The sequence below is a fragment of the Lysobacter sp. H23M47 genome (genome assembly GCF_015209765.1).
GTDB classification, from domain to species: domain Bacteria; phylum Pseudomonadota; class Gammaproteobacteria; order Xanthomonadales; family Xanthomonadaceae; genus Novilysobacter; species Novilysobacter avium.
In genome coordinates, this window is sequence record NZ_CP063658.1 from 1,990,784 (window position 1) to 2,015,629 (window position 24,846).

Sequence of the window (24,846 nt, forward strand, 5' to 3'; positions counted from 1 at the left end):
TGGAGGGGACAAGGGTTCCGTCAAGGAAGGTAGCGCGATGGGCAACCGCCCGGGCCATGCGGTACTGGCATGGCTGCATACACGCATGGCAACGCTGGGCGTCCGCGCGATGGACGCCTGGACCGTCGTCCTGCGTGGCTACCGACGCCCGCTGGCCTGGCTGACGCTGCGGCTGCGCTTTGCCTTCTTCCCGCTGCTGGCGGTCGCCGCGATTGGCTGGTTGGCGTGGGACTGGACCCACGAACGTTCGCTGGATGCTGCCGAGGACGCGATCTTCGACCAGGTGCTTCAGTGGCGCCCCGTTGAGCCGACACCGTCGGGCCGGGTGGTGGTGGTCGAGATCGATGACTGCTCCATCGACTACTTCCGCAGCGTCGGTGAAGGCGGCTGGCCATGGAGCCGCGCACGCCACGCCGACCTGATCGACGGGCTCGACCGCGCCGGCGTGCGCGGGGTCGGCTTCGACGTGCTCTTCGCCGATCGCTCCGGGCAGGACCCCCAAGGTGACCTTGTGCTGGAAGAAATGGCGAAAGCCGGTGAAGGCCGGTTCCTGTTCGCCGCCTCGCGCCTGCACCGCGATTTCGACGCGCGGGCACCGCTCACCGCCGACCTCGCCCCCGCGGCGTATCCACGCACGCGCAACGCGGCCACCCCCGGGCCGACGGTCGCGCTGATGTTGCCCTATGGCGAGGCCATGGCGCGCCACAGCGCGCTGGTCAATGTCGCCCGTGCCGAGGACGGCGTGGTGCGCGACGTGCTGCTCTACCTGGAGGCGGGCGACTGGAGCATCCCCGCGCTGCCCTTGCGCCTGGCCGCCTTGGCGGATCACCCAATCGCAGCGGTTCGCCATCCGCGCAAGCCCTTGCTGCGCGTCAACTGGCGGACCCGCTCGCAACTGCCCTACGCCAGTGCGGCCGACATCATCGAACAACGCCCGATCTGCCACTCCGACGCCCACCCCATGCCATCGTTGACCGACACCGTGGCGCTGGTCGGTTACACCGCGGCGGGCATCAACGACGTCAAGCCCACCCCGGTCAACCGCGCGATGCCGGGGGTGGAAGTGCTCGCCGAGGCGACCGAGGCGCTGGTGGCCGGAAGCGCGATCCGCATGCCGCCGGGATGGGTGAAATACGTGCTCGCCGCGTTGGCGACCCTGCTGACCACGGTGGTCTTCTGGCGCGGGCAGCCGCACAAGGACGTGGATTCGGTGTTCGTGGCGATCAACGCGCTGCTGTTGCTGCTTGCCTTTGCCGGGCTGACGTTGTTCGGGTTTTTCCTCGACATCTTCGCCAGCGTGGGCTTCATCAGCCTGTGTTTCGGCGCATGCAGGATGTACTCGGGCGTGCAGCGCGGACGCGCGGACGGCAACAGCGACTACACCGCCGAGCACGATCCGGCCGCCGAGCCATGGACGGCGGTGGTGCGCCTGCGCCTGCTGCCGGATGCCAGCCTGTCGGCGCGCAGCTACAAGGTCCGGCGGCGCGAGTACCGGCGCGTGCTGCGCCGCTACGTGTATGCCGAAGAAGGCATAGTCATGATCGACGGCATCGTGGAGCGCAAGCACGTCATGACGGCCATGCTGGACGACATCGTGATGCTGCTGTGGAACGGCCGCAGCGAGATGGCGTTGCGCGACCGGGTCCGCAAGGACCTGGATGGCCTGCAGTCGGAGCTTCTGCGCTATCCCAACGCTCCGGCCGCCAGTGCGCAGCTCGCGATCAGTCTTGCGATGGCGGAAACCGGGGGCGCCAGCCCCGGGGAGCGCCGACTGAAACTGCACAGCCTGCTTGGCCAGGACTTCAACCAACTCCCCGAGCGGCCGCTGGCAGCCGCCAACACCTTCCTGGATACGGGCCCCGCGCCCGATGGAGAAACCAAATGAAGCTCATCAGCAAACGCATCGGCGTGGCGATCCTGCCCGCGCTGCTCCTCACCGCCGGCGCCATTGCCATGGCCGCCGAGATGCCCGCGGTCGTGCACAAACCCTCGGTGGAGGTGCGCAGCGCACCGGACTTCAAGGCCGGCAAGATCGCCGTCCTGCAGCGCAATGCGGCGGTAAAGATCGTTGACCAGAACGGCCTGTGGTACCGGCTGCAGTTGGCCGATGGCGGCAGTGGTTACGTGCGCATCAACGAGGTGCGGGTGGCGAGCGCCGGCGCGGAGACCCCTGCCGCCAACAGTCAGGCTTTGTTCGGTGGCAATTCCGGCCAGGGCAGGAGCACGGAGACGGCGAGCGTGCGCGGCATCAACGAGACCACGTTGCGAACCGCCCGCAACGACGCTGCCGGACTGTCGAGGTTGCAGGCCTACAGCGTCAGTGCGGAGACCGCTGGCGCACACGCGCGCAGCCAGGGCTGGCAGCCGGTACGCATCGCCTGGGGACCGGATGCGGCGGCAGCGCGTGGCAGCGGCGGCCAGGCGACCCAGGCCGAAAAACGCGCGACGCTGTCCTCGGCGCGCGGACTGCTTTCCCGTCTCGGTGGCGGTGCGATCGCCGACAGCGCGATGCGGGTCGCCGATCGCGCGGTCGGCAAGTCCGAACAGGAACTGGCGGCCGAGGAGCTCGAGCTCGGGCCGGCCATTGCCGGGCGGGTGCTGGGCGCGGCGCCGCTGTGGGCCAACCCCGAAGCGCAGAAGCGCATCAACCTGGTGGGGCGCTGGGTCGCCTCGCAGACCTCGCGACCGCAACTGCCCTGGACCTTCGGGGTCATCGACGACGGCGAGATCAACGCCTACGCCGCTCCGGGCGGCTACATCCTGGTCACCCGCGGCATGTACGACCTGCTTGACGACGACGCCGAACTGGCGGCGGTGATCGCCCACGAACTCGGCCACGTGGTCCAGCGCGACCACTATGAGGTGATCCGCAAGCAGGAGATTGCCAAGGTCGGCAAGGACGTCGCGATGGCCCAGGTCCGGCCACACGGTATTGCAGCGGATTTCGCCCGCGACTACGTCAACACCCACGGCGCGGCGGTGATGATGAGCAGCCTGGACCGCGACGCCGAATACCGCGCCGACGAGGCGGCCGGGGTGTACCTGGCACGCGCGGGGTTCGACCCGCTGTCGTTCTACGCGGTGCTGCAGAAGATGGCCGCCCTGGGCACCCGGCCGGCGCGCATGTCGCAGCTGTACCGCACGCATCCGCCGCTGGAGGCGCGCATGGACCGGCTCGACCAGCGGGTCCGCCGCTGATCACCGGACGCCAAACCGGAACGGGCCCGGGAAATGACTTTTCCGGGCCCGTGGCTGCAGGTCGGCCGTAACGACCGGCCGTTGCAGCAATCAGCTGACCAGACGCAGCGTCATCGGATAGCGGTAGGCCACGCCTTCGTTGCTCTTGATGGTCGCGATGATGGTCATCACGAGCCAGTAGATGCCGACCGCGAACGCCGCGAAGTAGAACAGGAAGCCGATCAGGATCACCAGCAGGACAGTCCCGACCGCCACCAGTGCAAGCGTGACAATGGCGATGGTGATGTTGAAGTTCAGGGCTTCCTTGGCCTGGTCGTCCACGAAGGGCATGGATTCCTTCTGGATCAGCCAGATGATCAGCGGCCCCAGGATGCAGCCCAAGCCGCCGGTGAAGATGCCGGTGAGCGCGGACAGGTGGGCAAACATCGCCCATTGACGCTGCTGGACGGGGATGCCCTCGTCCTGCGGCGGTGTACCAAGTGGATCGTGGTCGTGGACGTTCATGCAAATTCCCCCTGAATAGACTCGTGAAAGCATGTGCCCTGCCCGCAGGCAGGTCAATCGAGCCGGCTCAGCCTTCGCCGGCGACCGTCATCCGCCCGACCAGGATCGAGCCGGTGCGGATGTGCGAACGGTGGTCGACGTCGCTGCCGACGGCCTCGATGGCGGCGAACATGTCCTTCAGGTTGCCGGCGATGGTGATGCCATCGACCGGGTACTGGATCTGGCCGTCCTGGATCCAGAAGCCACCCGCGCCGCGCGAGTAATCGCCGGTGATGGTGTTCACGCCCTGCCCCATCAGCTGGGTCACCAGCAGTCCGGTGCCCATCCCGGCCAGCATTGCCGGCAGGTCGCCGGCATTGCTGGCCACCTGCAGGTTGTGCACGCCGCCGGCGTTGGCGGTGGTCTGCAGGCCCAGGCGTCGCGCTGAGTAGCTGCCCAGCACGTAGCGCTGCAACACCCCGCCTTCCACAAGCGCGGACTCGCGGGTCGCCACGCCCTCGGCATCGAATGAGGAGGACCTTAACCCACGCTGCAGGAACGGCTGCTCATGCAGAGCAAACCACTCGGGGAACACCTGCGTACCCACGCTGTCGAGCAGGAAGCTGGCGCGGCGATACAGGGCGCCGCCGGACACGGCGCCGAGCAAGTGGCCGATGAGCCCGCGCGCGACTTCGGCCGAAAACAGCACCGGATACGCGCCGGTGGGGACCTGCCGCGGTGCCAGGCGCGAAATCGCACGTTCGGCGGCCTTGCGACCGATCGCGCTGGCCGGTTCCAGGTCTTCCGCGGCCAGCGCAATGTCGTACCAGCCGTCGCGTTGCATTTGCTCCCCACGGCCGGCGATCAGTGCACAGCCCAGGCTGTGGTGGGTGCCGCGCTCGCGGCCGACGAAGCCGTGCGAGTTGGCGTACACCGACACGGTACTGCCGCTGGACGCAGAAGCGCCGTCTGAATTTTCCAGGCGTGGGTCGGCATCGCGGCCCGCCTGCTCGCAGGCCAGCGCCAGGTCGATCGCCTCATCGGCCTGGATATCCCACGGATGCCAGCTGTCGAACTCGCGCAGGTCGGTCGCCATCAGCTCGGCGTCGGCCAGCCCGGCGGCCGGGTCGCGCTCGGTGTGGCGCGCGATCGCGCAGGCCTGGTCCACGGTCGTGGCCAGGCTTTCCTCGCGCAGGTCGGCCGTGGACGCGCTGCCCTTGCGGCCGTCGAAGTAGACCGTGACCGCGATCGAGCGGTCGCGGGTCGACTCGACCGTCTCCACCTCGCCCATGCGCACGCTGACGTTCAGCCCGGAATCCTCCGAGCACGACACCTCCGCCTGGTCGGCGCCGTTGGCCAGCGCGGCGTCCAGCAGCCGCCGGGACAGGCCGGCCAGCATGTCCAGTTGCTCCTCGCTGTGGGATGGATGGGATGGATGGGTCGGGCGCAGCTCGTTCAATGTCTTATCCTTGCAGGCTGTGGTTCCGGGCAATCGCCCCGGAGTCTGTTCTTGATGCGGTCGCGACGGGCCAGACCCGTGGCGACCGGAAAATGTAGGATCCAACGATGCGCGGCATAGACGAGGAAACCGGCGAATTCCGTGGCGAAAGCCGCAGCCAGCAGCGGCGCGAGGCGCTGGAAGTGGCCGCCATCGCCGAGCAGCTGGTCGCCCTCAGCGAGGCGCAGCTGGCCCGGATGCCGGTGCCGGAAGAGCTGCTGCCGCACATCCGCGAGGCACGCCGGATCACCTCGCACATCGCCCACAAGCGCCAGCTGGCGTTCCTGGCCAAGCAGATGCGGCGCGAGGATGACGCGGTGATGGAGGCGATCCGCGACGCGCTCGACGAGAAGGGCGATACCGCAAGGCGCGAAACCGCGATCATGCACCGCGTCGAGGCCTGGCGTGACCGCCTGCTGGCCGAGAGCGATGCCGCCCTGACCGAGCTGCTGGACCTGTATCCGGACGCCGACCGCCAGGGCCTGCGCCAGCTGGTCCGCAACAGCTTGGAGGAGCGCAAGCGCAACAAGCCGCCGCGCGCCGCGCGCGAGCTGTTCCGGCAGTTGCGCGAACTGATCCTGCTGCCGGAGATGCCGGTCGCCGGTGCCGCGGGCTTGGACGCCGGCGACGAGGTGCTCGACGACGAAGCGCTGGGCGACGAAACCATCGACGACCGCGCGCTCGACGACGACGCAGCAGACCAGCGCCAGCCGTAGCCGCCCTGCGGCATCACGCCTGGGTGCCACCCACGGTGATGCCATCGATCAGCAGCGACGGCTGGCCGACGCCGACCGGCACGCTCTGGCCGTCCTTGCCGCATACGCCGACACCCTCATCCAGCGCCAGGTCGTGGCCGATCATGCGCACCTTCTGCATGGTCTCCGGGCCGTTGCCGATCAGCGTGGCGCCCTTGACCGGCGCGGTGATCTTCCCGTCTTCGATCATGTAGGCCTCGGTGGCCGAGAACACGTACTTGCCGCTGGTGATGTCGACCTGGCCGCCGCCAAAGTTGACCGCGTACAGCCCGCGCTTCACCGAGCGGATCATCTCCTCGGGATCGTGCTTGCCGGCGAGCATGTAGGTGTTGGTCATGCGCGGCATCGGCAGGTGGGCGAAGGATTCGCGGCGGCCGTTGCCGGTGGGCGCCATGCCCATCAGCCGGGCGTTGAGCGAGTCCTGCATGTAGCCCACCAGCACCCCGTCCTCGATCAGCGTCGTGCACTGGGTCTGCTCGCCCTCATCATCGATGTTGAGCGAGCCGCGGCGCCCCGGCAGCGTGCCGTCATCAACGATCGTGACACCGGGCGCGGCGACGCGCTGGCCCATGCGGCCGGCGTAGGTGCTGGTGCCCTTGCGGTTGAAGTCGCCCTCCAGGCCGTGCCCGACCGCCTCGTGCAGCAGCACGCCGGGCCAGCCGTTGCCGAGCACCACCGGCATCACCCCGGCCGGTGCGTCGACGGCTTCCAGGTTGACCAGCGCCTGGCGCAGGGCCTCGCGCGCCCAAGCTTCCGGCTTGCCGTCGGCAAACAGTTCGGCATAACCGTAACGCCCGCCACCGCCGGTGTAGCCCGACTCGCGGCGCCCGTTCTGCTCGACAATCACCTGCACGTTGAAGCGCACCAGCGGACGCACGTCGGCACCCATGATGCCGTCGCTGCGGGCCACCAGGATCGTATCCACGCCGCCGCCCAGGCTGACGATCACCTGCTTGACCCGCGGATCGGCCGCGCGCAGCAGCCTGTCGATGCGGCGCAGCGCCTCGACCTTGTCCTCGTTGCCCATCGAATCCACCGGGTCCACCGGCGCGTACAGGGCCTGCGCGTTGGCGCGCACCAGCGGCCGGGTGGTCAGGCTGCCGCCGTCGCGTGCGATCGCCCGCGCCGAGGTGGACGCGGCGATCAGCGCCTGCGCGTTGATCTCATCGGAATAGGCGAAACCGGTCTTCTCGCCGCTGATCGCGCGCACGCCCACGCCCTGCTCGATGGAGTGCGCGCCGTCCTTGACGATGCCGTCCTCCACGCTCCAGCTCTCGCGACGGGCATGCTGGAAATACAGGTCGCCAAAGTCGATACCCGGCCCGAGCAGCGTGCCGAAGGTTCGCTCAAGTCCCCCGGCATCAAGCCCTGAGGGCAGCAGGAGGCGGGATTCGGCAAGTTGCAGGGTTTGGGTCATGGGATCTTCTGGGGAGGTGATGACGGATTGGGCGGCCTACCGGGCGGGAAGGCGGCGCACGGGAGAAATCGGCGGGGGTGCAGCGGCGCGCAGGTGCAAAGCCACCCGGACGATATGCGGGCGACTGCGGGCGCTTCAACCGGCGGGCGGCCGCGCCGGTGGCGTGGGCGGCGGCTCCACGGCGGGTTGCGCCGGCGCCTGGCCGTTGCGCTCCGGTTCCCGGCTGACCACGTCCACGTGCGGATCCTTCCAGGGACCGCTGACGCGATAGGTTTTCGCGCCGATCTGGCCCAGCGGTTTGCGCAGCACCGCGTTGGCCGCGGCGCCGATCGCCGCGCCCACCGGCCCACCGGCCAGCGCCCCGGCCACGGTCAGCAGGTTGCCGGACCGCGGCAGCACCTCGATCGTCTGGTTGAAGGTTTCCGCGCGCAGGTCGGCTTCGCCACGGATGTTGATCCGCGCCGCCGGGCCTTCGATGCGCAGGTCATCGCTGCTCGCCATACCGCCGGCAAAGCGGATGTCGCCCTTGGCCTCGTTGAAGGCGAAGCCCTTGGAGAAGAAATCGCGGAAGTCGAGCATCAGCCGGCGCGGCAGCTCGGCGACGCTGAGCAGGCCCAACACCCGTCCCGCACCCGGTTCCACGTCCAGCAGTCTGCCGTCGCGCACCTCGCCCTTCAGGTTGCCGGAGACCTTCACCAGGTCGAACTGCATCGGACCTCCCGCCCATTCGGCGGCCAGCGAGATGCGGCCCTCGCCGCCGTCAAGGCGTCCGACATGACCCAGCCCGGCAAGCAGGCGACCGAAGTCGGTGCTGGCAAGGTCGACTTCAAAGCGTGTGCGCGCGGCTTTTCCGCGCCCGACCCAACTGCCGCGGACGTCCATTCGTTGGCCCGGGGTCTCGGCGCTGAAGTGCTCGATCTGGAGGCCCGTGCCGGTCGAGCGCGTGCGCAGCGATGCCCGGCCCAGCACCGCGTCGTCCAGGCGCAGGTCGTCGATCTCCAGCGCCAGGGGCGGGATGCGCGCCGGATCGATGTCGTCGTCCTCCGCGGCGACGGCAACCTGCGCCGCCGGTTTGGCTGCGTCTGCCGCCTTTGTGGGGAGACGCCAGTGGACGCGCTCAAACCGGCCCGAGACGGGCGCCGTGGACGACGCGGGGACCTGCAAACCGCCCTGCAGCCGCGCACCGTCCGTCTGCACCAGCAGCGCCCCACCGGTCCCGGGTGACACGCGGACGCGCGCATCGCCGAACTCCCCGCCAAACAGCTGCAGCCGATCGGTGCGGATGTCGATCTGGCCCAATGGCACGCCCGCGCCGCTTCCATCAACCGCCCCGGCCCGGGCCAGGCCCACCCAGCCGATCGCGTCCAGACGGCGCGCACGGCCGCTGGCGATCAGCCCGGACGCAGGCGCCGGCGCCGGTAGCGTGCCGGTCCCGAGAGCCGCGCGGATGCCGGTGCGTTGGCCGCTGCTGCGCGCACGCAGGGCCAGCACATCGCCCAGGACCACCTGCACCTCGCCCTGGTCGAGCGGCAGGGCGGTTTCCACCGTCGCTGCCAGTTGCTGCCCTGCCGGCTTGGCCAGCGGCGCAGGCAGCGTCAGCGCCGTACCTACCAGGTCGGACTGCAGCTTCAGGCGCGCAGCACCGCCGCTGCCGGTGCCTGCTGCGGGCACGAGCACGCCCACCGTCCACGAGGAGCGACCGTGCATGTAGGGCGCGAGCCAGCCCAGCTCCGGTGCGCGGGCCAGCAGCGTGTCGGCGCCGAACTGCGCCTGCAGGTCGGCCTCGAGCACGTTGCCCGCATCACGCACTGCGTCCTTGCCCGAGCGCAGCGACAACTTGCCCGGACGACCACCCATCTGCACGTCGAGGCGGTCGGCGCGGAAGCCGTTCTGGGTATAGCTCACCGGACCGCGCACCTGCTCGAATGCCAGCCCCCAACGCGGGTCCGCCACGCGCGCGCCGGCCAGGCGGACGTTGCCGTCGACCGCGAGCACGCCGTGTTCAACCATCGGCAGCGCCATGGCGAAATCCACTTCGGCAGGGCCGGAGCCCTTGATGGCTGCGAACGTCTCCGGATTCAGTTGCTGCAGCGGGCTGGCTCGCAGGAGGCCCAGCAGGCGTGACACGTCGCCGTTGCCCTTTGCGCTCACCGCCAGCGTGCCGCGGTGGTAGTGATCGACGCTGGCCTTGACCGTGGGGATCGTGATGCCGGCCAGGGTGCCATGACCGGTGATGTCCAGGCCGTTGCCAATGAAGCTGGCCTGCAGGTCGAGCCCGGTCGCGGCGGGCCAGTCGGGCTGGAACGCAACGGTGGCATCGGTGATGTGTGCGCTGGCCTCGAAGCGGCCGGTGTGGTCATCGAACGGCCAATCGTCCAGGTCGCCGGAAACAATCGCGCGGCCGTCGCGGACGACGCCGTCGACCAGCGCGGTGTCCAGCCAGTGCAACAGCGCCTCGGGCATCAGGTGGCGCACCCAGAACCCCTTGGCGACCGGCAGGCGGGTCTCGTCCACCGTGGCCGCCAGGTCGATCCGCGGACGCCCGCCGTCTCCGTTCCAGCCCAGCCCGCCACGGACCTGAGCGCCAAAATCCGGACCCTTTATGCGCAGCGCGGACGTGCCCGCCTGCCAGCCGTCCGGGCCGCGCCAGCCGGCCACGTTGCCTTCCAGGTGGACGACGTGGGCCACGCCGAAGCCCCGCGGCCAGTCAAAGCTCATCGCCGAGGAGGGATCCAACTGGGCGCTGAAGCCGTCCGCATCGCCACGGACATCCGCTGCCAGCCCGTTGATGCCCGGCGCATTGCCGAGCGGTGCAAATCCCAGGCCGTCGATACGCGCACCGCCCTGCATGCCGCCGTCGAGGCTTCCCTGCAGGTCCACCCCCGAGAGCGACGCGTGCGGGCGCGCATTCAACAACCAGTGCCGCAGCGGCCCGGGCAACTGGTTGCTCAGTACGGCCAGCGACGCCAGTGGCTGCAGATCGATCTGGCCGGCCACGAGACCGTATTGGCGCCCGGCGGCAAGGGTCAGTGGACCAAAGCGGTGGTCTTCGCCCTGCATCCGCAGATGCAGCAGGGGCGCGTCCAGCTGCCAGCCGCCATCGGTGCGCTGCCAGCTCAACCGGCTCTCAAGCAGATCAATCACCTGCAGCGGGATCTGCCCCGCAGCGCCCGGCACAGGAGCGATCGTGGAACCGGCCAGCACCACCCGCTCCAGCGTCGTCTCCAGCTTGACCCCGACGAGGCGCTTGTCCTCCAGATCGGCCCATGCCTGGGCCCGCCCTTCTCCGGTCTGCAGGGCGATGCCGTGCAGATCCAGGACGGAGGCCAGCGGCTGCAGCTCCGCGCGTTCAATCCCTACATAGGCGCGGCCGGTACCGTCGCTGCGGTGGAAATCCAGCATGGCAAGCACGGGGGCCGACGCGTCGTTGTCGCGTCGACCATTGGAAGCCGCGAGGGCCTCCGGCCAGGCGCGCAGTCCGGCGCGGACGCGATCGCCCTGTACGCGCAGACGCAGGTCAATGCGCGGCACGGTCAGATCCAGCCCCAGATCCGGTGCCAGCACAGTCAGCGCGCCGTCGCTCACCTGCAGCTCGCCCAGCCCCTCCAGCGAGTGGAACGGATCACCGTCCGCCTCGCGCTGGCCCGGCAGCCCACGCACCTGCCAGCGACCGTCGGGCGACCGCTCCAGGACCAGCTCCAGACCCCGCAGGCGCAGTTCCGACAACGGTACGCCCGGCCACAGCCCCGCATAGATGGACAGCAGCATCTCGGCGTCGCCGACGTCGAACACATCAGCACCCTCGCCCAGGCGAAGGTTATGCAATTGCAGCAATGGCCCCCGGCGCGTCCAGCCGGTTTCCAGATGGTCGAATGCGACCGGACGCCCGACCCGATCGCCCAGCCAGCTGGCGACGCGGTCGGGGTGGCGCTCGACCAGCGGCAGCAGCTCGCTGGCCACCGCGATCACCAGCGCCAGCAGGACCAGGAGCACGCCCGCGGTGTAACCCACGCCCCGGCGGGCCAATCGCATTCGGCGGCGCAGCGGGGTAGGCATCTCAGTCGTGGCGGGAGGCGTCAGAGCAGGACGACATCGAACTGCTCCTGCGCGTATTGGTCATCGGCCTGGAAGCGGATCGACTTGCCGAGGAATTCCTCCAGTTCGGCGACCGCCGCCGACTCCTCATCGGTGATCCGTGCCACCGCCTTGGGTGACGCCATCACCAGAAGTCGGTCGGCGTCGAACAGGCGCACCTGGCGCACGATTTCGCGGAAGATCTCGTAGGTGACCGTCTCGGCCGTCTTCAGCGTGCCGCGCCCGTTGCACTCATGGCATGGCTCGGTGAGCTGGCGCTGCAGGCTCTCGGTGGTGCGCTTGCGCGTCATCTCCACCAGGCCCAGCGGCGAGAAGTCGTACACCGTGGTCTTGGCGTGGTCCTTGGCCAGCGCCTTCTCCAGCGTGCGCAGCACCTGGCGCTTGTGCTCGGGATCATTCATGTCGATGAAGTCGATGATGATGATCCCGCCCAGGTTGCGCAGGCGCAGCTGGCGGGCGACCGATTGCGCGGCCTCCAGGTTGGTCCGGTAAACCGTTTCCTCCAGATTGCGCTGGCCGAGGAACGAGCCGGTATTGATGTCCACCGTGGTCATTGCCTCGGTCTGGTCGATCACCAGGTAGCCACCGGATTTCAGCGGCACCTGCTTGTCCAGCGCGCGCTGGATCTCGTCCTCGACCCCGTAGAGGTCGAAGATCGGCCGCTCACCGGAGTAGTGCTCGATCTTCTGCGCCAGCTCAGGCGTCCCCGCCGCGCCGGCGGAGCTCATGAACTGCGACGCAAACGTGCGCAACCGCTCGAAGGTCTCGCGCGAATCGACCTTGACCTTGTCCACGTCGCGGCGGATCAGGTCGCGCACCGCGCGCAGCGGCAGGGTCAGGTCCTCATAGATGCACTCGCCCACGCGCGCACCGGCGGAGCGCTCGCCGATCAGACTCCATACCCGCGCCAGGTAGGCCACGTCGTCGGCGAGCGCCTCCTCGGGCTGGCCTTCGGCGTTGGTGCGCACGATGTAGCCGTGGGTGTCTCCCTCGGCGGTCAACCCGGTGACGATCCCCTTCAGACGCGCTCGCTCGGCTTCGTCCTCGATCCTTGCCGAGACCCCGATCACCCGGGTGTGTGGCAGCAGCACCAGGTAGCGCGAGGGAATGCTGGTCAGCGTGGTCAGGCGGGCGCCCTTGCCACCGATCGGGTCCTTGACCACCTGGACGATGATTTCCTGGCCGTCGCGCAGCAACTCGCTGATCGGCCGGGTCGGCGGCGGTGGCGCGTTCGGGTCCTCCTCGCCGGTAAGCGCGGGAGCGGACGGCCGGACGATATCGGCGGCGTGCAGGAACGCCGCGCGCTCCAGCCCGATCTCCACGAACGCCGCCTGCATCCCGGGCATCACCCGCTGCACCTTGCCCTTGTAGACGTTGCCGACCACGCCGCGGGCCCAGCCACGCTCGATATGGAGCTCCTGCAACATGCCGTTCTCGACCACGGCCACCCGCGTCTCACGCGGGGTGACGTTGACCAGGATTTCCTCGCTCATGGCGCCTCCGTTGCGCAGGTGGGCAGGCCCGCGGCCAGTGGGCGGAGACCGAATTTCGCCAGCAGTTTCGCGCTCTGGTGCAGCGGCAGTCCCATGACTCCGGAATAGCTGCCGTCCAGGCGCTCCACGAACGCCTCAGCAAGGCCCTGGATGGCATAGCCGCCGGCCTTGCCAAAGGGCTCGCCGCTTTCGACATAGGCCTGGATGACGGTATCCGGCAAGCAAGCGAATCGCACTGTGGACACCGATACCGCTTCTTCATGGCGAGACGCCGAGACCAGCGCGAGCGCGGAGACCACGGTGTGCGGCACGCCCGACAGCCGTCGCAGCATCGCTGCCGCCTCGGCACTGTCGCCCGGCTTGCCGAACACGTCCTCGTCCAGAACCACCTCGGTGTCGCAACCCAGGACCAGGGCATCCGGCTCGCCGGACACGCGCGCCAGGCCGGCCAGCGCCTTGTCGCGCGCGACCCGGGAGACGTAGGCCTGCGCGGTTTCGTCGGCCTGGCGCTGCTCGGGCACGTCCAGTTCAAGCACGGTGAACTCAAGCCCGAGGCGAGTCAGCAGTTCGCGTCGACGCGGAGAGCGGGAAGCAAGATAAAGCATGGGTCTCCAGGGACGACCGGTCGCGTTTGCGAATGGCGGAAAGCATAACCCGCGGCGCCTGAGCGCCAGCCGGCTCGCACGGTCGCTGCAGGCGTGGTTCCGCGACCCGCGGTCAGGCCCGATGGTAGGGGTGGTTGGCCAGCATTGCCGCGGCGCGGTAGAGCTGCTCGGCAGCGACCAGACGCACCAGCATGTGCGGCAGCGTCATCGGCCCCAACGACCACGACTCGTCGGCGCGGGCCAGCACGTCATCGGCGTGGCCTTCCGGCCCGCCGATCAACAGAGCGAGGTCGCGACCCTGGCCGCGCCAATGCTCGAGGCGCTGGGCAAGTTGCTCCGAACTCCAGGGTTTGCCACGACCGTCCAGCGTCACCACCAGCGGCGAGCGCGGCAGCGCAGCGAGCACGCGGGCGCCTTCCTCGGCGGTCGCACGAGCGATGTCGCGGTTCTTGCCGCGCACGCCGGGCTCGACCTCCACCAGTTCCAGTGGCAACCAGTGGGAAAGACGCTTGCGGTAGTCCTCGAAGCCCTCGGCGACCCAGCGCGGGGCCCGCTCGCCGACGGCGATGAGTCTGGCCTTCATGATCGGGCCGTTATCGCCTGCGCGACAGGCGCCTCGATTAGAGGTCGTCCTCGTCGCGGGTCTCCAGCTCGCCGGAACCGATCCCGGGCTCGCCGTATTCGTCCACCGACGCCGACGGCTGGTCGCCCACGGTCCACAGGCGCTCGAGCGCATAGAACTCGCGCACCCGCGGCAGCATGATGTGGACAACGACGTCGCCCAAGTCGACCAGGACCCACTCGGCCTCGCGCTCGCCCTCCACGCCCAGCGGCATGATGTCAAGCTTCTTGGCGAACTTGACCACCTCGTCGGCGATCGACTTCACGTGGCGCGAGGACGTGCCCGAGGCCACCACCATGTAGTCGGTGACGCTGCTCTTGCCGCGCACGTCGATTTCCACCGGATCCTTGCCCTTCAGCTCCGCGATGGCGCTGCGCACGGTGTCCAGCAGTTCGTCGACGCTGGGCGGCGGGCTCGGGAGACGGGTCTTGATGACTTGGGCTTCGGTGGACATGCAGGCTCTGGGGTTGGGTGCGGCAGTGATTATAGCGAAGCCGGGCTGCCGGGCCGCTTCACATACAGCCGATGCTGAACGATGTACTCCGCCACCGGCGCCGGAACCAGCTCCCGCCACGGCTCGCCGGCGGCGATGCGCTCGCGGATGTCGGTGGCCGATCCGGGGTGCAGGCGGTTGGGCAGGCACAGCACACGGCCGGCCGGTGCCGCCTCCAGGTCAGTCACCGAGTCGGTCCAGCGACCGTCGAGCATGGTCAGCAGCGGCGCGGAAGGATGCCGGTCGAGGTCGACCCCGGGGCGGGCGGCGACGACAAAATGGGCCAGATCGAACAGCCTCTGCCAGTCCTTCCATTGCGGCAACCCGGCCAGGCTGTCGGCGCCGATCAGCAGGGCGACCGGCGCCTGCATGCCGTACTGGGCGCGGATGCCGCGCAGCGTATCGACCGAATAGGACGGCGTGTCACGCAGCAACTCGCGTCGATCGACGAGCAGGTCTTGCTCACCCGCCACGGCCAGGTCCAGCATCCGCGCGCGGTGCTCCGCGCTGGCCCCAGGCGCAGCGCGATGCGGCGGATCCGCCGCCGGCATCAGGCGGATGACGGCGGCCAAGTGGTCGCGTGCGTTGCGGGCAATGTGCAGGTGGCCGCAGTGCACGGGGTCGAAAGTGCCGCCGTAGAACACCCGCAGAAGTGGTCCCGCCGGATTCAACGCGGGATACCGTCGCGATCAGGCATCCACATGCACCAGCAACCGCACCGCGGCGGGATCGGCGACTGCCAGCAGGACCCGCTCCAGCATCAGCCACGGGTCGCCGGGCTCACGCCCCTTGGCCATGCGGTCCACCGCCCCGATGCGCGAGACGAAAGCGTCCCAGCGCGCCGGCGGATGGCGCTGCAGGGCGCGCTGGTACATCGGCTGCTTGGAATCCCAGACGCGCTGCGCCTTGAACTCCGCCGAGAGGTTGCCGCCGCGCGCCTTGATCCGCGACAGAGCGGCGGTCCGCTGCAGTTCGATCACGACCATTCCCAGCAAAGCGGGGACCGCCTCGCCTTCGGCGCGCAGGCCGGCCAGCATCCGCGAGACCTGCAGCGACTGGCCGTTCATCGCCGCGTCGATCAGGCGGAACACGTCGTAGCGCGCCGCATCGGCGACCAGCGACTCCATCCGCGCCAGGTCCAAGCTGCCGCCGTCGGCCAGCAGCGCCAGCTTGTCGATCTCCTGCGCGGCGGCCAGCAGATTGCCGTCGATACGTTCCACGAGGCGTTGCACGGCATCGGCGTCGGCACGCACGCCGCGCGAACGCAGCCGCTGCTCGACCCAGCCGGGAAGCTCGTGCGGCTTGATCGGCCAGGCGATCGCGATTTTGCCAATGCCCTCGATCGCCGCGCTCCACTTGCCGGCGTGCTTGCGACTCCATTCACCGGCGGTGACCAGCAGCACCACGTCGGCCGGCGGATCGGCGCAGAACCGGCAGATCAGCTCGCCTCCGATTTTCCCCGGCTTGCCGGTAGGCAGGCGCAACTCGAGCAGACGACGACTGGAAAACAGGCCCGGCGAACCAAAGCTGGCCGCCATCGCGTCCCAGTCGGGCTCGCGGCTGCCTTCGCTGTCGAAGACTTCTCGCTCCGTGATGCCCTGCGTGCGGGCGGCGGCGCGCACAGCATCGGCAGCCTCCAGCACCCGCAGCGGCTCGGCGCCGGCGATCAGGTAGGCCGGCGCCAGGGTTCCCGATCCGAGCTGGGCGGCCAGCTGTTCGGGTTTGAGCTCCATGCTCAGGGTTGGGAGCCGGGCGCCGGCTCGGTTCCGTCATCGGCGGGAACCGGCGGCGGTGGCGGCGGCGGCATCGCTTCGGCGGCTTCCATCGCGGCCTTGGCAGCATCGGTGGTCTGCTGGAACACCTCGGAGGCGTCCTGGGAGGCGGTGTCCACGCTGCCGGCCGCGTCGATCCGGCGCAGAATCGAGGCGGCCATCTCGCGCTGCAGTTCGCGCACCAGGATCTCGCGCTCGCCTTCTGTGCCGATCGAATTGTTCGGCACCGAGATGTAGTCGCGCGAGAGCTCGATGTTCTGCTGCGGCACCAGCACGGTGCCGTCGCCATTGCGCATCTCGAACACCACCGCGTAGCGCAGGCTGAACTCCTGCGCGCGGCCTCGCGAATCGACGCTCAACGGGGTATCGCCCCACCGCTCGGCCTTGATCTCCAGCACCGCGGGGTTGCGGTCCGCCGAGCCTGCCGGCGTGGCGCCGGCACGGGTGAGCGATTGCTGCAGACGGTCGGCCAGCGGGCTGTAGCGGCTTTTCGAGACCACCTTGACCGGATCAAGGTCGGCCGGCAGCGTCAGTGCATCACGCAACTGGAAACCACAGGCGGACACGGTCAGCACGAGGGCGAGGAGCAGCAGGCGTCGGATCATCGAGGCAGTCTGAAGGAGCGGGATGGGCGCAGCAAGCATAAAGCGCGGCGGCTGATGGAGCGCGGGGGGGGGTATTCAGCCGGCGACGATGTTGACGATCTTGCCAGGCACCACGATCACCTTGCGCACCGTGAGGCCGGACACGAAATGCGAGACGTGCGGCTCGGCCAGGGCCATTTTCTCCACCTCCGCGTTGTCCATGCCGACTGGCGCCTCGATCTTGCCGCGCAGCTTGCCGTTGACCTGCACCGCCATGACCACCGCATCGCGCACGAGTGCGGCCTCGTCGACCTGCGGGAACGGCACGTCTTCCAGCAGCGTCTCGGCATGGCCCAGCGACTGCCACAGGGCGTGACTGGTATGCGGGGTCACCGGGTTGAGCAGCAGCACCATCGCCTCCAGGGCCTCGTGGCGCACCGCCCGGCCCTGGTCGCTCATGTCCTTGAACTTGCTGACGTGGTTGAGCAGCTCCATCAGCGCGGCGATCGCGGTGTTGAAGGCGTGGCGGCGGCCGTAGTCGTCGCCGACCTTGCCGATGGTCTGGTGCAGCTGCCGGCGCAGCGTCTTCTGGCCGGCGTCCAGCGCGGCCGGGTCCACCGGCGGGTGGTCGGGCTGGGATGCGTGGGTGACCACCTCGCGCCAGAACCGGCGCAGGAACCGCGCCATGCCTTCCACGCCGGCCTCGTTCCACTCCAGCGACAGCTCGGGCGGGGCGGCGAACATCGAGAACAGGCGCACGGTGTCGGCGCCGTACCGATCCACCATGGTGCGCGGATCGACGCCGTTGTTCTTGGACTTGGACATCTTCTCGATGCCACCGATCACCACCGGCTGGCCGTCGGCCTTCAGCGTCGCGCCGGAGATGCGGCCGCGCTCGTCGCGGACGATCTCCACCTCGGCCGGATTGATCCAGTCGCGCGAACCGTTCTCGCCTTCGCGGTAGAAGGTCTCGGCGATCACCATGCCCTGGGTCAGCAGGTTGGTCGCCGGCTCGTTGCTGTTCACCAGCCCCTGGTCGCGCAGCAGGCGGTGGTAGAAACGGAAATACAGCAGGTGCAGGATCGCGTGCTCGACGCCGCCGATGTACTGGTCAACGGGCAGCCAGTGGTTGGCGCGTGCATCGACCTGTTCGGTCGCGCCAGGCGAGGTGTAGCGCGCGTAGTACCAGCTGGACTCCATGAAGGTGTCGAAGGTGTCGGTCTCGCGTTCGGCCGCTCCACCGCAGCCCGGGCAGGTCGTCTTGCGCCACTGCGGATCGGCCTTGATCGGCGAGGCGGTGCCCATGAACTCGACGTCCTCGGGCAGCACGACCGGCAACTGGTCCTCCGGCACGGGCACTGCGCCGCAGGCCTCGCAATAGATGACCGGGATCGGGCAGCCCCAGTAGCGCTGGCGGCTGACGCCCCAGTCGCGCAGGCGGAAGTTGACCCGGCGTGCGCCACGGCCCTCCGCTTCCAGACGCGTGGCCAGGGCATCGAAGGCCTGCTGGAAGTCCATGCCGTCGTATTCGCCGGAGTTCACCAGCCAGCCGCGCTCGGTATAGGCGCCCTGCTCGGCGATACCCTGCTCGAAGTCGCTGACCACCTGCACCGCCGCGCCGGTGTCATAGGTGTCGGTCGAGGCCTGCGTCCCCAGTGCACTGGCCATCGGATCGGCGTGACGGCCCAGGTCCTGGCCGATCTCGCGCACCGCATCGCGCACCGAATCGGGCACGACCACCATCCTGATCGGCAACTGGTAGCGACGGGCGAACTCCCAGTCCCGCTGGTCATGGCCGGGCACCGCCATCACGGCGCCGGTGCCGTAGCTCATCAGCACGAAGTTGGCGACGAATACCGGGAGCTCTTCGCCGCTGATCGGGTGGATCGCGCGCAGTCCGGTATCCAGGCCGCGCTTTTCCTGCGTCTCCAGCTCCGCCTCGGTGGCCCCGCCCTTGCGCAGGTCGGCGACGAAGTCGGCAAGGCCGGTGTCGTTGGCGGCGGCATGCGCGGCCAGCGGATGCTCGGCGGCGATGGAGAGGAAGCTCACCCCCATCAGGGTGTCCGGACGGGTGGTGTAGACGGTCAGCGGATCGAGCTCGGCGCCGTTGGCATCGCGCACGGCGAAGGTGATGTCCAGGCCCTCGCTGCGCCCGATCCAGTTGCGCTGCATGGTCTTGACCGCGTCCGGCCAACCCGGCAGATGGTCCAGGCCCTCCAGCAATTCCTGGGCGTAGTCGGTGATCTTCAGGAACCATTGCGGGATTTCACGCTTTTCCACCATCGCACCGGTGCGCCAGCCGCGGCCGTCGATCACCTGCTCGTTGGCCAGCACGGTCTGGTCGACCGGATCCCAGTTGACCACCGAATTCTTGCGGTACGCCAGGCCCTGCTTCATCAGGCGCACGAACATGCGCTGCTCGTGCACGTAGTAGGACGGCTCGCAGGTGGCGAATTCGCGCGACCAGTCGATCGCGTAACCCATCTGCCGCAGCTGCGCCTTCATGTGGCCGATGTTGGCGTAGGTCCACTGCGCCGGCGCGGTGTGGTGCTTGATCGCCGCGTTCTCCGCGGGCAGGCCGAACGCGTCCCAGCCCATCGGCTGCAGCACGTTGTGCCCGGTCATCCGCTTGTAGCGGCTGATGACGTCGCTGATGGTGTAGTTGCGCACGTGGCCCATGTGCAGCGCGCCGGAGGGATACGGCAGCATCGACAGGCAATAGAACTTCGGCTTGGCCGAGCTCTCGTCGACCTCGAACGCGCGGGTGTCGTCCCAGTAGCGCTGGGCCGCCGTCTCCAGCGCATGCGGCTCGAAACCGGACCCGCCGGCGCTGCCGGGGTCATTGCTGCGGGGGTCGGCGGAGGCTTCGATGGGCACGGGCGTGGAACCGGAGACAGATGGACCGGAAAGCCTAACCCAGCGCCTCCCTTGCCGCCATGCGGGTGGGTCCGCAGACCGTGCAGGGTCCTTGGGAGGCGGAGTTTCACCCGGTACTTTCGCGCCACGCGCGTGGCGCGTGCACGTGCTTCAATCGATCCCACCCTCGCCACCGGATACCGCCGTGCCGACTCGCCTCTCCTGCGCCCTGCTTGCCCTTGCCATGCTGCCCGTCGCCGCGCTGCCAGCCACCGCGCTTGCCGCCGACGGCGCCAGCGCCCTGCACTGCGGAAAACTGTTCGACAGCCGCGCCGGCAAGGTTCTCGGCCCGCACACGGTGCTGGTGCTCGATGGCCGCGTGGAGCGGATCGTCAGCGGCGGCAATGCCAGCGTCGCCGGCGCCACCAACGTCGATCTCTCCGGCCACACCTGCATGCCCGGCTGGACCGACCTGCACGTGCACCTGGGCAGCCAGTCCAGCCCGGAAAGCTACTCGGAAGGCTTCCGCCTGGACGACATCGACTATGCCTTCCGCGCGGTCGGCTACGCACGACAGACGCTGCTCGCCGGCTTCACCAGCGTGCGCGACCTCGGCGGCGAGGTGGCGCCGCACCTGCGCGATGCGATCAACCAGGGACTGGTGGACGGCCCGCGGATCTGGGCGGCCGGCAAGTCGATTGCCACCACCGGCGGCCACGCCGACCCCACCAACGGCTACAACTCCGCGCTTTCGCACCTGATCGGCCCGCCCGGACCGACCCAGGGCGTCATCAATTCGGTCGACGATGCCCGCCAGGCGGTGCGGCAGCGGTACAAGGACGGCAGCGACGTGATCAAGATCACTGCCACCGGCGGCGTGCTGTCGTACGCCAAATCCGGTGACGCGCCGCAGTTCCGCGTCGACGAGATCCAGTCCATCGTCGACACCGCCACGGACTACGGCTACCGCGTCGCCGCGCACGCCCACGGCGAGGAAGGCATGCGCCGCGCCGTCGAGGCCGGCGTGACCAGCATCGAGCACGGCACCTACATGAGCGACGAGGTCATGGCGCTGATGAAGCGCAAGGGCACCTGGTACATCCCGACCATCTACGCCGGCCGCTTCGTGGCCGACAAGGCGAAGATCGACGGCTACTTCCCCGCCGTCGTCCGGCCAAAGGCTGAGAAGATCGGCGCGCTGATCCAGGCGACCGCCGGCAAGGCCTACCGGTCCGGCGTGAAAATGGCCTTCGGCACCGACATGGGCGTCGGCCCCCACGGCGACAACGCGCGCGAGTTCGTCTACCTCACCGAAGCCGGGGTGCCGGCCGCGGTCGCCCTGCAGATGGCCACCATCCGCGCCGCCGAGGTGCTCGGCGTCGACGACCAGGGCGTGATCGACAGCGGCAAGCGCGCCGACATCATCGCCGTGCAGGGCGACCCGGTGGAAGACATCAACCGGGTGCTGGATGTCCGCTTCGTGATGAAGGACGGGGTGATCTACAAGCAGCCGGACGCCTAGTAGGGACGCGGAAGGGAGCGGCCATCGCATCCGACGGCGCGCTAAGCAGCGCTCATGGGGTACGCGGCCACTGGAAAACCTCGTCGATGCCAACATCGAACGCGTGGGCGATCCGGAACGCGAGTTCCAGCGACGGCGCGTATTTCCCGGCCTCCAGCGCGATGATCGTCTGCCGGGTCACGCCGCACGCTTCGGCCAGGGCCTGCTGGGTCATCTCGCCGCGGGCAAAGCGCAACGCGCGGATGGAATTTTGGATGGGCGTCGATGCCATGCCGTCGCGCCTCAGTGGCGGTCGCGCCAGTAGTAGACGGCCGTCCCGAGGTATTCGAGCAGGCAGCTGAGCATGAGTCCAAAGATCAACAGGTTGGCGATCACCAGGTGGCTGGCCCACTGCAGACGGTCCTGAGGCGACAGTCCAAGTACCCCGGCTACACCGACACAAAACGCGACCAGCCCAAAACGTCCCCAACCCGCAGCCTTGGCCGCGATTTCGCGGTCGCGCTCGTCTTCCGTCACCGCCTCGCTCCAGCGCCTGGCCAGCACGCCGCGCAACACGCTCCAGGCGATCAGCAACGCGACCAGATTGCGCACGACCCGGCCCGTAACGGGATCGTTCCAGACGGTTGCCGCCCGGAAGGCGTCAACGTTCGAGACCAGATAGGCAACCGCGGCGGCCATGAAGACGGTGCCGATCCACGCGTTCCACTCGCCCGGCGAGGCGGCCTCGGCGACCGCGTCCCGCGGCAGGCGGCTGACGGCGAACAGCGAGACCCACGCGGTGGTGATCAGCAGCACCATGCCGACGTGGCCGGTATCCAGCCCCAGCAGTGAATCCGGGCTGGCGAGCAACAACCACAGCGCAAACATCGCCGACACCAGCAAGCCGAGACCGCTCCAACGATTCACGATCATTGTGTCTCCTCCACCGGACTAAATGTACGTTCGAAGTTACATCGAATTCACCGGATGTCAACTACGCTTTACATCCGGTTGGAATCCGCTGCGCCGCCACCATCTAGGCCTGTGAACTTCATCTGCGAGTAGCCCGATGCCTGCACTGCCCGACGCCCTGCCCGCCCGCCACGTTTTCGATGCCACCACCGCCGGCTTTGAAACCGATGTCCTGCAGAAGTCCATGCAGACGCCGGTTCTGGTCGACTTCTGGGCGCCGTGGTGCGAGCCGTGCAAGCAGCTGGGCCCGGTGCTGGAGAAGCTCGCCGCCGAGTATCACGGCAGTTTCCAGCTGGCCAAGGTCGAGGTCGACCAGGAACCGCAGCTGGCCGAAGCCTTCCAGGTCCGCTCCATTCCAACCGTGTTCCTGGTCAAGGACGGCCAGATCGCCGATGGCTTCCCTGGCGTGCTGCCGGAGGGACAGATCCGCGAATTCCTCAAGCAGCACGGTGTGGAACCGGCCCAAGCCCCTGCGGCGGCCGACCACGCCGCGGCGCCGGTCCCCGTCGACCCCCAGGCCGAGGTCGCGCGCTTGCGCGCCGCAGCGGCCGAGGCGCCGGACAATGCCGAGCTGCGGTTGGACCTGGCGCTCGCCCTGCTCAAGACCGACCAGGCCGACGAGGCCACGGGCCTGTTGGACGCGCTGCCGGCCAACCTGGCCACCGACGATCGCACCGTCAATGCGCGTGCGCGGCTTGCCTTCATTTCACTGGCCAGCACCGCGCCGGGCCTCGAGGAGTTGCAGCACTCGGTCGCCAAGGATCCCGATGACCTGCGCGCGCGCCATTTACTGGGCGCACGGCACATCGTGGCCGGCAATCCGGAGGCGGCGATGGAGCAGTTCATCGAAATGCTGGCGCGTGACCGCAACTTCGACGGCGGCCTTCCCCGCACCGCGCTGATCGATGCCTTCCGCATTACCGACGACACCGCGCTGGTCGGCCGCTACCGCCGGCGGATGTCGTCGCTGCTGTTCTAAGGCGACGCGCAACCGCACGACCGCGCCTTAACCGCTCACGGGCAATGCTGCAGCACTGGAGGTGCCCATGCCCACGCTGAAGAAGTCCTATCCGTACTACCTCGCCGGCAAGCCGGTTGCAGCCAATACCGACCTGGTGGTGCTGAACAAATACACCGGCAAACCGGCCACCCGGGTTGCGCTCGCTGATGCTCAAGCCATCGAGCAGGCCATCGACGCGGCCTGCAAGGCACGCGAGGCCATGGCCGCGTTCCCGCCCGATGCGCGCCGCGACGTGCTCGCGCACTGCGTGAAGCGGTTCCAGGAGCGCGAGGAGGAACTCGCGCAGGTGCTGTGCATCGAGGCCGGCAAACCCATCCGCGATGCGCGCGGTGAAGTCGCCCGCCTGATCGAGACCTTCCGTGTTGCCGCCGAGGAAGCCACCCGCATCGGCGGCGAGGTGATCGAGTTGCAGCTCTCCGAGCGCACCCGCGGCTATCGCGGCATGAGCAGGCAGGTTCCGGTCGGGGTGTGCAGCTTCATCACACCATTCAATTTTCCGCTCAACCTCGTCGCCCACAAGGTCGCGCCAGCGATCGCCGCCGGCTGCCCGTTCGTGCTCAAACCTACCGCCAAGACCCCGATCGGCGCGCTGATCATCGCCGAGGTCCTGGCCGAGACGGATCTGCCGCCGGGCGCGTTCTCGGTCATGCCCTGTTCCAACGAGGACGCCGCGCCGCTGGTCGAGGACGACCGGATCGCCCTGCTCAGCTTTACCGGCGGCCTGATCGGCTGGGACATGAAGGCCCGCGCGGGCCGCAAGAAGGTGGTGCTGGAGCTGGGTGGCAACGCCGCCTGTATCGTCGACGCGGAACCGGGCCGGGACCTGGACTTCATCGTCGAGCGGCTGGTGTCGGGGGCCTATTACCAGTCCGGCCAGAGCTGCATCAGCGTGCAGCGCATCCACGCCCATGCCTCGATCTACGAGGCGCTGCGCAAGAAGCTGAAGGCGGCCATCGCCAGGCTGCCAGCCGGCGACCCGAGCGACGAGAAGACCTTCATCGGGCCGATGATCGACGAGGAGGCGGCCAAGCGAGTGGAGGACTGGATCGCCGCCGCACGCAAGGCGGGGGCTAAAAAGATCGTTGGCGGACCGCGCGAGGGCAACCTGCTGCCGGCTTGGCTGCTCGAAGACGTGCCGCGCGATGCCGACCTGTACCGCCGCGAGGCGTTCGGGCCGGTCGCGCTGATGGAGCCCTTCGAGGACTTCGAGGACGCGCTGGACGCGGTCAATGACAGCGATTTCGGCCTGCAGGCCGGCGTGTTCACCGGCCGGCTGGACCACGCGATGCGCGCCTGGGACCGGCTGGAGGTTGGCGGCGTGATCGTCGGCGACATCCCCAGTTTCCGCGTCGACAACATGCCCTACGGCGGCGTCAAACAGTCCGGCCTCGGCCGCGAGGGCGTGCGCTACGCGATCGGGGACATGACCGAAACCCGGCTGCTCGTGATTCGCGATTCCTGACGCCGCCTCGCATCGCGGG

20 protein-coding genes are annotated in these 24,846 nt (G+C 68.8%); 6 read left to right on the forward strand and 14 right to left on the reverse strand.

The window, feature by feature from the left end:
- The first annotated feature begins 37 nt into the window (after positions 1 to 37).
- On the forward strand, positions 38 to 1,885 hold the full coding sequence (locus INQ43_RS08970; RefSeq protein ID WP_194033965.1) for a CHASE2 domain-containing protein: 1,848 nt from the start codon (positions 38 to 40) through the stop codon (positions 1,883 to 1,885).
- Entirely contained in the window at positions 1,882 to 3,198 is a 1,317-nt protein-coding gene (locus INQ43_RS08975; RefSeq protein WP_194036225.1) for a M48 family metalloprotease, read from the forward strand. The genes INQ43_RS08970 and INQ43_RS08975 overlap by 4 nt, the downstream gene beginning before the upstream one ends.
- A gap of 90 nt (positions 3,199 to 3,288) precedes the next feature.
- Here INQ43_RS08975 and INQ43_RS08980 read toward each other — a convergent pair whose 3' ends face one another.
- Together INQ43_RS08980 and pmbA are read right to left on the reverse strand one after the other, a co-directional pair.
- Positions 3,289 to 3,624: a DUF4870 domain-containing protein gene (locus INQ43_RS08980; protein WP_194035828.1), complete on the reverse strand. Its 336-nt coding sequence runs from the start codon at positions 3,622 to 3,624 to the stop codon at positions 3,289 to 3,291.
- A 145-nt stretch (positions 3,625 to 3,769) separates the two neighbouring features.
- Positions 3,770 to 5,080, reverse strand: a complete 1,311-nt coding sequence (gene pmbA / locus INQ43_RS08985) for a metalloprotease PmbA (protein WP_194037632.1) — start codon at positions 5,078 to 5,080, stop codon at positions 3,770 to 3,772.
- Between the two features lie 167 nt (positions 5,081 to 5,247).
- Between pmbA and yjgA the strand changes: the two genes are divergently transcribed.
- Entirely contained in the window at positions 5,248 to 5,895 is a 648-nt protein-coding gene (yjgA, locus tag INQ43_RS08990) for a ribosome biogenesis factor YjgA (RefSeq protein ID WP_194036226.1), read from the forward strand.
- Positions 5,896 to 5,908: 13 nt separating this feature from the next.
- On the opposite strand, the gene tldD is transcribed toward yjgA, so the two are convergent.
- From tldD to leuS, 10 genes are all read right to left on the reverse strand, one after another.
- Positions 5,909 to 7,351 carry a metalloprotease TldD gene (gene tldD / locus INQ43_RS08995; RefSeq protein ID WP_194036227.1) on the reverse strand — a complete coding sequence of 481 codons (1,443 nt, stop codon included), beginning with the start codon at positions 7,349 to 7,351 and terminating at the stop codon, positions 5,909 to 5,911.
- A 135-nt stretch (positions 7,352 to 7,486) separates the two neighbouring features.
- A complete protein-coding gene (locus tag INQ43_RS09000; RefSeq protein WP_228062462.1) occupies positions 7,487 to 11,383 on the reverse strand; it encodes a YhdP family protein in 3,897 nt (1,298 codons plus the stop codon).
- A gap of 44 nt (positions 11,384 to 11,427) precedes the next feature.
- Positions 11,428 to 12,939 carry a ribonuclease G gene (gene rng, locus INQ43_RS09005; RefSeq protein ID WP_194033970.1) on the reverse strand — a complete coding sequence of 504 codons (1,512 nt, stop codon included), beginning with the start codon at positions 12,937 to 12,939 and terminating at the stop codon, positions 11,428 to 11,430.
- Positions 12,936 to 13,544, reverse strand: coding sequence for a Maf family protein (locus INQ43_RS09010; protein WP_194036229.1), 609 nt, complete (start codon positions 13,542 to 13,544; stop codon positions 12,936 to 12,938). The genes rng and INQ43_RS09010 overlap by 4 nt, the downstream gene beginning before the upstream one ends.
- A 112-nt stretch (positions 13,545 to 13,656) precedes the next feature.
- Positions 13,657 to 14,127: a 23S rRNA (pseudouridine(1915)-N(3))-methyltransferase RlmH gene (gene rlmH / locus INQ43_RS09015; RefSeq protein WP_194036230.1), complete on the reverse strand. Its 471-nt coding sequence runs from the start codon at positions 14,125 to 14,127 to the stop codon at positions 13,657 to 13,659.
- A gap of 37 nt (positions 14,128 to 14,164) precedes the next feature.
- The gene (gene rsfS / locus INQ43_RS09020) at positions 14,165 to 14,620 is read right to left on the reverse strand and encodes a ribosome silencing factor (protein WP_194036231.1); all 456 of its coding nucleotides are present in this window, start codon (positions 14,618 to 14,620) and stop codon (positions 14,165 to 14,167) included.
- Between the two features lie 29 nt (positions 14,621 to 14,649).
- Entirely contained in the window at positions 14,650 to 15,330 is a 681-nt protein-coding gene (nadD, locus tag INQ43_RS09025) for a nicotinate-nucleotide adenylyltransferase (RefSeq protein WP_228062463.1), read from the reverse strand.
- 18 nt (positions 15,331 to 15,348) lie between these two features.
- Positions 15,349 to 16,392: a DNA polymerase III subunit delta gene (holA, locus tag INQ43_RS09030; RefSeq protein WP_194036232.1), complete on the reverse strand. Its 1,044-nt coding sequence runs from the start codon at positions 16,390 to 16,392 to the stop codon at positions 15,349 to 15,351.
- 2 nt (positions 16,393 to 16,394) lie between these two features.
- Positions 16,395 to 17,036, reverse strand: coding sequence for an LPS assembly lipoprotein LptE (lptE, locus tag INQ43_RS09035; protein ID WP_194036233.1), 642 nt, complete (start codon positions 17,034 to 17,036; stop codon positions 16,395 to 16,397).
- A gap of 75 nt (positions 17,037 to 17,111) precedes the next feature.
- The gene (gene leuS, locus INQ43_RS09040) at positions 17,112 to 19,886 is read right to left on the reverse strand and encodes a leucine--tRNA ligase (protein ID WP_194037634.1); all 2,775 of its coding nucleotides are present in this window, start codon (positions 19,884 to 19,886) and stop codon (positions 17,112 to 17,114) included.
- Positions 19,887 to 20,076: 190 nt separating this feature from the next.
- Here leuS and INQ43_RS09045 point away from each other — a divergent pair, with 190 nt between their 5' ends.
- The gene (locus INQ43_RS09045) at positions 20,077 to 21,393 is read left to right on the forward strand and encodes an amidohydrolase family protein (protein WP_228062464.1); all 1,317 of its coding nucleotides are present in this window, start codon (positions 20,077 to 20,079) and stop codon (positions 21,391 to 21,393) included.
- 52 nt (positions 21,394 to 21,445) lie between these two features.
- Here INQ43_RS09045 and INQ43_RS09050 read toward each other — a convergent pair whose 3' ends face one another.
- Both INQ43_RS09050 and INQ43_RS09055 read right to left on the reverse strand, forming a co-directional pair.
- Positions 21,446 to 21,649 carry a helix-turn-helix transcriptional regulator gene (locus INQ43_RS09050; protein WP_228062686.1) on the reverse strand — a complete coding sequence of 68 codons (204 nt, stop codon included), beginning with the start codon at positions 21,647 to 21,649 and terminating at the stop codon, positions 21,446 to 21,448.
- A 26-nt stretch (positions 21,650 to 21,675) separates the two neighbouring features.
- Complete coding sequence (locus INQ43_RS09055; RefSeq protein WP_194036234.1) at positions 21,676 to 22,305, reverse strand: hypothetical protein; 630 nt, start codon at positions 22,303 to 22,305, stop codon at positions 21,676 to 21,678.
- A 136-nt stretch (positions 22,306 to 22,441) separates the two neighbouring features.
- Here INQ43_RS09055 and trxA point away from each other — a divergent pair, with 136 nt between their 5' ends.
- Positions 22,442 to 23,323 carry a thioredoxin gene (trxA, locus tag INQ43_RS09060; RefSeq protein WP_194036235.1) on the forward strand — a complete coding sequence of 294 codons (882 nt, stop codon included), beginning with the start codon at positions 22,442 to 22,444 and terminating at the stop codon, positions 23,321 to 23,323.
- Between the two features lie 67 nt (positions 23,324 to 23,390).
- Positions 23,391 to 24,827, forward strand: a complete 1,437-nt coding sequence (locus tag INQ43_RS09065) for an aldehyde dehydrogenase family protein (protein ID WP_194033979.1) — start codon at positions 23,391 to 23,393, stop codon at positions 24,825 to 24,827.
- The last annotated feature ends 19 nt before the right edge of the window (positions 24,828 to 24,846 follow it).